This window comes from uncultured Campylobacter sp. (assembly GCF_938018035.1).
GTDB lineage: Bacteria > Campylobacterota > Campylobacteria > Campylobacterales > Campylobacteraceae > Campylobacter_B.
Map to the genome: position 1 here is coordinate 1 of NZ_CALIJF010000350.1, position 6,157 is coordinate 6,157.

General features: G+C 50.3%; 5 protein-coding genes. All 5 read left to right on the forward strand.

The window, feature by feature from the left end; all coding sequences use genetic code 11:
• Positions 1 to 232 precede the first annotated feature (232 nt).
• A complete protein-coding gene (locus Q0257_RS10630; protein WP_298024694.1) occupies positions 233 to 793 on the forward strand; it encodes a hypothetical protein in 561 nt (186 codons plus the stop codon).
• 15 nt (positions 794 to 808) lie between these two features.
• Complete coding sequence (locus Q0257_RS10635) at positions 809 to 2,737, forward strand: TonB-dependent siderophore receptor (protein WP_298024700.1); 1,929 nt, start codon at positions 809 to 811, stop codon at positions 2,735 to 2,737.
• 314 nt (positions 2,738 to 3,051) lie between these two features.
• Positions 3,052 to 4,953, forward strand: a complete 1,902-nt coding sequence (locus Q0257_RS10640) for an SbmA/BacA-like family transporter (protein ID WP_298024696.1) — start codon at positions 3,052 to 3,054, stop codon at positions 4,951 to 4,953.
• A 493-nt stretch (positions 4,954 to 5,446) separates the two neighbouring features.
• A complete protein-coding gene (locus Q0257_RS10645; protein WP_298024697.1) occupies positions 5,447 to 5,575 on the forward strand; it encodes a hypothetical protein in 129 nt (42 codons plus the stop codon).
• 262 nt (positions 5,576 to 5,837) lie between these two features.
• Positions 5,838 to 6,157 (forward strand): chemotaxis protein (locus Q0257_RS10650; protein ID WP_298024698.1); only part of this gene is annotated, 320 nt, incomplete at its 3' end.

Below are 6,157 nucleotides of genomic sequence, written 5' to 3' on the forward strand. Positions count from 1 at the left end.
TAGAATTTTAAATTTTTTAATCCTTCGTTTTTAAAATTCATATACTTTTTAAAATTCATAGAAATTTTGCTTGAAAATTCGTCAATATATCTTATTAAATTCCGTTAAATTAGTAATTTCATATAAAATTTTATGATTTAGTTTATTAAAAATTTTATTATTATTTAAGAAGAATTGTAAGATAATCCCGCCAGTAAATTGATATGGATTATAAAATCTAAAAAGGATTTTTATGAAAAAGGGTAAAATTTTACTTTCTTTTGCGCTACTTTGCTCGCCGTTTTGGCTTACCGCGGCGCAAAATAGCGGCGCTTCTCAAAACTCGTCCGCCGCAAGCTCCACCTCTAAAATTTCGTCGCCACAAAGCTCACGTGCAGCCGCCGCATCGCGGAGTTCCACGCCACTTGCTTTAAATTTAGCTTCTAATAGTGCAGCTCCGCAAAGCTCTGCGCAAAAGCCTGGAAGCCGCCCTACCGCTGTAAATTCTGCGTCGCAGGGCAGCGCCGTCGTAAGCTCCGCTACTAAGGACGTTGCACAAAATTCCGCGCCGCAAAGCGGTAGCGCGGCAAATTCTACGCTGCGGGGTTTGGACGACGATAATCTCGGCACCATAAACGTCACGAGCAAGGCCGATCTGTCCACTACCGAGGGCACGGGCTCTTATACGACGGGCAATATGAGCACCGCGACGGGGCTAAATTTAAGCATAAGAGAAACGCCGCAGTCTATAAGCGTCATCTCCAATCAGCTTTTAAAAGATCTGAGCCTGCACAACGCCGAAGAGGCTCTTTAAAAATACGCCACCGGCATTTCGCTAAATAACGACGCGGGCGGCAATCGCATCGTCTCGCGCGGCTTTTATGTCGATAATATCCAAGAAGACGGCATCGCAAGCTCGGTTTCCAGCTCCGTGTTCGGGCCGCTGGGCTCATCGAAGGAATTTACCGATTTGGAATTCTACGATCGCGTCGAGGTTCTGCGCGGCGTAGCGGGCCTTACGCAAAGCAACGGCGAACCTGGCGGCACGATAAATTTAATCCGAAAGCGCCCGAGCGATCAGTTCGGCTTTAACGCAAGTCTAAGCGGCGGTAGCTGGGATAATTATCGCGGTATGATCGACGTAACGGATACGGTAAATCAAAGCGGTACGGCACGCGCACGGTTGATCGGAATTTTAAGTAAAACGGACTCGTTTAAGGACTATCCGCGCAACGGCTATCGCGAAGGCGTCGGCGTTTCGACGGAATTTGACGTGGCCGATAAGACGCTTCTTAGCGCGGGATTTTTGTGGCAAAAAACCGTCGGCGTCTATGACATTTACGGCGTGCCCGTTTTAGACAATCATGGAAATTTACTGAATTTACCGCGCAGAAGCTACTTCGGCTCGGATTGGGATGAGAGCGAATATAAAAAATTTAACGCCTACAGCGAACTTTCGCACGAATTTAGCGATGATCTGAAAGCCTATGCGAGGCTCAATTATACCGATAGCGACAGCATGTTAAAATTCGGAGCGCTCGGCGGGGTAAATCCTTACAACGGCAGCTCGTCGCATACGGTGCGATATAGGATTTACGATAACGACTCCAAAGAGATCGGGTTTCAAACGGGACTAGATGGTAAATTCGAAGCATTTGGGCAGAAGCACGACTTTTTCTTAAACGGCTCGCTTAGCAACGAAAAACTTAATTGGCGCGAGACTAGAACGAGAGATTCGTCTATGGCGTCGCTAGGGATGAACATTTATAACTGGGACCGCTCAAGGATCGCTCAGCCCGATTGGAGCAGTGCCGCTAGCTTTAAAGACAGAAGCTCCACTACCATAAAGCAGCGCGCGATCTCGCTCGGGACTAGATTAAACTTAACCGACGATTTTCACTTTTTGCTCGGCGGACGCTTTTCGAAGGTAACCTACAGCAGGTATTATTATAATATTTTGCGCGGTACGGCTTCGCATAGCGCAAGCCCGAGCAAATCGGATTTCACGCCGTATGCGGGAGTGGTCTGGGATTTTGCGGATAATTTTTCGTGGTACGCAAGCTATGCCGAAATTTTTAAGCCGCAAGCCGCGCGCGATAAAGACGGTAAAATTTTAGATCCCGTTGTCGGCTATAATTTAGAAACCGGCGTGAAGGGAGAATTTTTTGACGGCGCGTTTAATACGAATGTCGCGCTATTTCAGATCATTCAGAAAAATAGGGCGATGAGCGATCCTCTTAATACGAACTACTCCATCGCCGAGGGCAAGGTGCGAAGCCGCGGCGTGGATGCCGAGCTGCAGGGTTCGCTTACTGAGAATTGGAAATTATTCGCAGGATATACTTTCAACCGCAGCGTCTATTTAAAGACGGAAAGAACCTCCGCAGCGGTCGATTATAGCAAGGGCGCAAACGCCAAACGCTATATTCCGAAGCATCTGTTTAAGCTCTATACGAACTATGAAATTCCGCTCGGCGAAAATCGTAAGGTTACTTTGGGCGCCGGCATGCGCTATCAGAGCAAAACCGCTTCGATATATCGCGAAAACGTTGCGTACTACGCCGCGCCGCAGAAGGCTTACACGCTGTGGGACGCGAACGTCGGCTATCATTTCGACAAGCACTTTAGCGTAAATTTTGCGGTCAAAAACATCACGGATAAGAAGTATTTTCAAAATACGCAAAATCGCGTCGCGGGGCATAACAACTACTACGGCGAGCCGCGAAATTTTATGCTAACGCTTAATTATACATATTAGGTGCGGATGAAATTTGCGCTTATGCGAACTCGGATAAACTCCTCGCACGCGGTCGTGGATAAATTTCGCACTTTATAAGAGCGCGGATGAAGCGGGTGCAGAGGCGCGAGACTAGGCTTTGTCGCAAGTAGCACGTAGCGAGGCGGGTAAAATTAAACGAAGCCGCGGGATTAAAATTTAACTCACGATTTGGTTGATTAACGATTGATTAGCGCGAGCGATTGTAGGCGATGCGGGCGATAAATTTAATCTCGCGATTTAATCCCGCGATCTCGCCGCAACTAGCGCTAAATTTTAAAATTTAAAGAGAAAATTTGAAAACCCTAAAGCAATTTTTTGAAATTCTACGTCCACACTGGTTCGGCAAGGGCGCGGCGAAGCTGTGGGCACTGCTGCTGCTCGCGCTTGGTTTTAGCCTAGCTATCATCAAAATCAGCGTGCTGATGAACGCGTGGGACAAGCGCTTTTACGACGCGCTAAGCGAGCTTAAAGGCGAGCTCATTCCCGCGCTCGTGGGCGAATTTTTGCTCTACACGGCGCTCATCGTGATTTTCATCGTATGCGGCAGCTGGCTTCGCAAACTGCTCGTAATCGTCTGGCGCGAGCGGCTAAGCGCGATGATGGAGCGCAAATGGCTACATAACGCAAACTTCTACCGCACGAGCCTTGATGGAAATTTTAGCGCCAGGGGCGGATCAAATTTAGAAAAACCTGGCGACGTAAATTTAGATGAAAATTTAAACGAGCGCGCAGAGTATTCCGCAGCCGAAGCGGATAGCACCGCTTTACATAGAGACGCAAAGGGGCTTGAAATTTTACCGAGCGCGGCGGAGCAAAATGCAGCAGGGCAAAGCGGCGCAAGCGAGAATGAAATTTCATCTAAAACTCGCGCAGATCGTGAAATTTCAAAAAGGGTCTCGAAGCTAGACAACCCCGATCAGCGTATCGCCGAGGACAGCTTGCTACTTGTGCAAAAAAGCGTCGATCTCGTAAAATCGCTCGTCTATAATCTCGCCAAGCTCATCGCCTTCGTCGCGATCTTGTGGCAGGTCTCGAAGGTGCTGAAATTTGAAATTTTCGGCATGCACTTTGAGATCGAAGGCTTTTTGCTCTACGTGGCGCTCCTTTATACGCTGCTTTGCTCGCTGATTACGCATCTCATCGGGCGCAGGCTTAGGGGGTTAAATTTTGCTAAGCAGCGTGCTGAAGCCGATTACCGCTCGGATCTGCTGCTCGTGCGCGAAAACGCAGAAGCCGTGGCGTTTATGCGCGGAGAGAATGCCGAGCGCGGCCGCTTCCGCGCGAGCTTCGGCGAGATCGCTAAAAACTGGCGCAGCATCATGAATACGGAATTTCGCCTCGAATGCTTTTCGGCAAGCTACCTAAAAATCACGAATTTAATCCCGATCTTTGCCTGCTTGCCGCTGTATTTGTCGCGCGCGATGAGCTTTGGCGACATGATGCAGGCGCGCTCGGCGTTTTACAGCGTGCAGGACGGATTTGCGTGGTTTATGGACTATTACAAGCAGATCATGCAGTGGGCGGCGAGCGTGCAGAGGATCTATGAGTTCATCTCGCGCATGGACGGCGAGAGTGCAAATCTGCGTGCTTGCGTCACACAAAGCGACGAAAATTCCGCTCGTTGCGAGGGCTTGTCGGTCTTCACGCCTGCGGGCGAGCCGCTGATCGAGGATCTACGCTTCGAGCTTGCGCCCGCGCAGTTTATAATGCTGCGAGGCAAGAGCGGCGCGGGCAAAAGTACGACTCTGCGCTACGCGGCGGGTCTTTGGAGATACGGTCGCGGCGAGATCAGCCTACCGCGCACGGGAGTGATGTTTATCCCGCAAAAGCCCTATCTGGCGCCGCTTAGCCTAAAAGAGCTTATCGCTTATCCGCAGCCGCCGCGCGCAGACGACGCGGAATTTTTAGAAATTTTACGCCGCGTAGGGCTTAAGAAATTTGCTCGCATGCTAAACTCGCGCGCCGATTACGTTAAAATTTTAAGCGGCGGAGAGGCGCAGCGGCTTAGTTTCGCACGTATTCATTACCACAAGCCGGACTTTGTTTTTGCTGACGAGATCACGTCCGCGCTCGATCTCGCCTCGGCGCGCGAGCTGCTACTTGGTCTGCGCGCGGATCTGCCGAGGCTCGGCATGCTAGCGATCGTGCATCAAAGCGGTCTTGAGGACATATTTGAGCGGACGATAGAGCTTTAAATTTCATCGTTTAAATTTCACGCTGCAGGGATTTCGCCTTTAAATTCATATCTTTTTAAATCCGGATTTATTAAAATTACCCATTTATATTAAACGGCGATAAAATTTAGCCGAGGCGCTCGGTGTTCGTATATATGGGCATCGGCACCCGCGTGGCTAGGCGCTCGCGCGCAGTCGGCGGCATAGCACCGCCGTAAGTAAGTATTTACGGCGCAACGAGTAGTTCGGAAGTCGGTCGGCAGTGCGCGATCGCGGTTCTGTACGGAAATTTAAGTCGATAAAATTTAAACGCGAGATAGTCTGCTCAATGCAGGGTGTCTCGATAAAATTTTAAGCTACGCGGTGAGCAGTTTGGAAGTCGGTAGACGGCGCGCTAATGAGCGGGCTGCGTAAGCGGCGCGATGCGTGGGCGTCGCGATAAGTCGGTAGCGCGTCGGATGGCGCGTAACACATCGGTGGCGCAGACGGCACGCCGTAGTCGAGAAACGGAGCGGTGATACGTACCTACTCGGCGCCGTGTGACATAACCTTCGCTCGGGCAAATCATCATCGTAACGGCGCTACGATCAAAACGAACAACGTTGCCGTGGTGGCGGATCGGCAGCACAAGGGCGCGGCGTGATTGCGGCGGCGATAGCATAAAATGCCGCAATATGGCAACCGCGATCGACAGGATGCGTATGTAGGCAAAGCGCAGCGCAAGTAGCGCAAACGTCGCGATACGATGATGGCGACCCGCGAGCGTATAGGCAAGCAGCAGTGCGGGCGGCGCAATAACGCCGAGGCGATACGATAGCGGCGACCAACGAGACGTAACGCCGCCGTAGCGTTCGCGTGCGCTACGCCTAAGCCGCTAAATTTTAAAAACGAGATAAGGAGATTTTATGCTTAAAGCAGGGATTGTTTATAAATTTGTGCTCATCATGTTGCTAGGCTGCGCGCTTTGCATTTTGGGCTTTTCGGGCGCCTACTTTGCGCGCGGCGAGTACGACGAGACGTGGATGAGCCTGCATAAGATCGCGGGATTTGGCCTGCTTTGCGTCGCGATCTTGCATATAATCACAAGGCGAAAGAAGCTCGTAAAGCTCTGGAGCGAGTTTTTGGACGTGGTTTTGAGCCGCAAAAATCCCGGCTTTTGTAATATGGATCGCATAATCGGCGCGATCGAGCGCTATAATATCAGAGAAATCGCTGGTAAAATGGG

Excerpts from the sequence above, each read along its gene's own strand:
- Q0257_RS10630 (WP_298024694.1), top strand. The coding sequence starts at position 233 with ATGAAAAAGGGTAAAATTTTACTTTCTTTTGCGCTACTTTGCTCGCCG.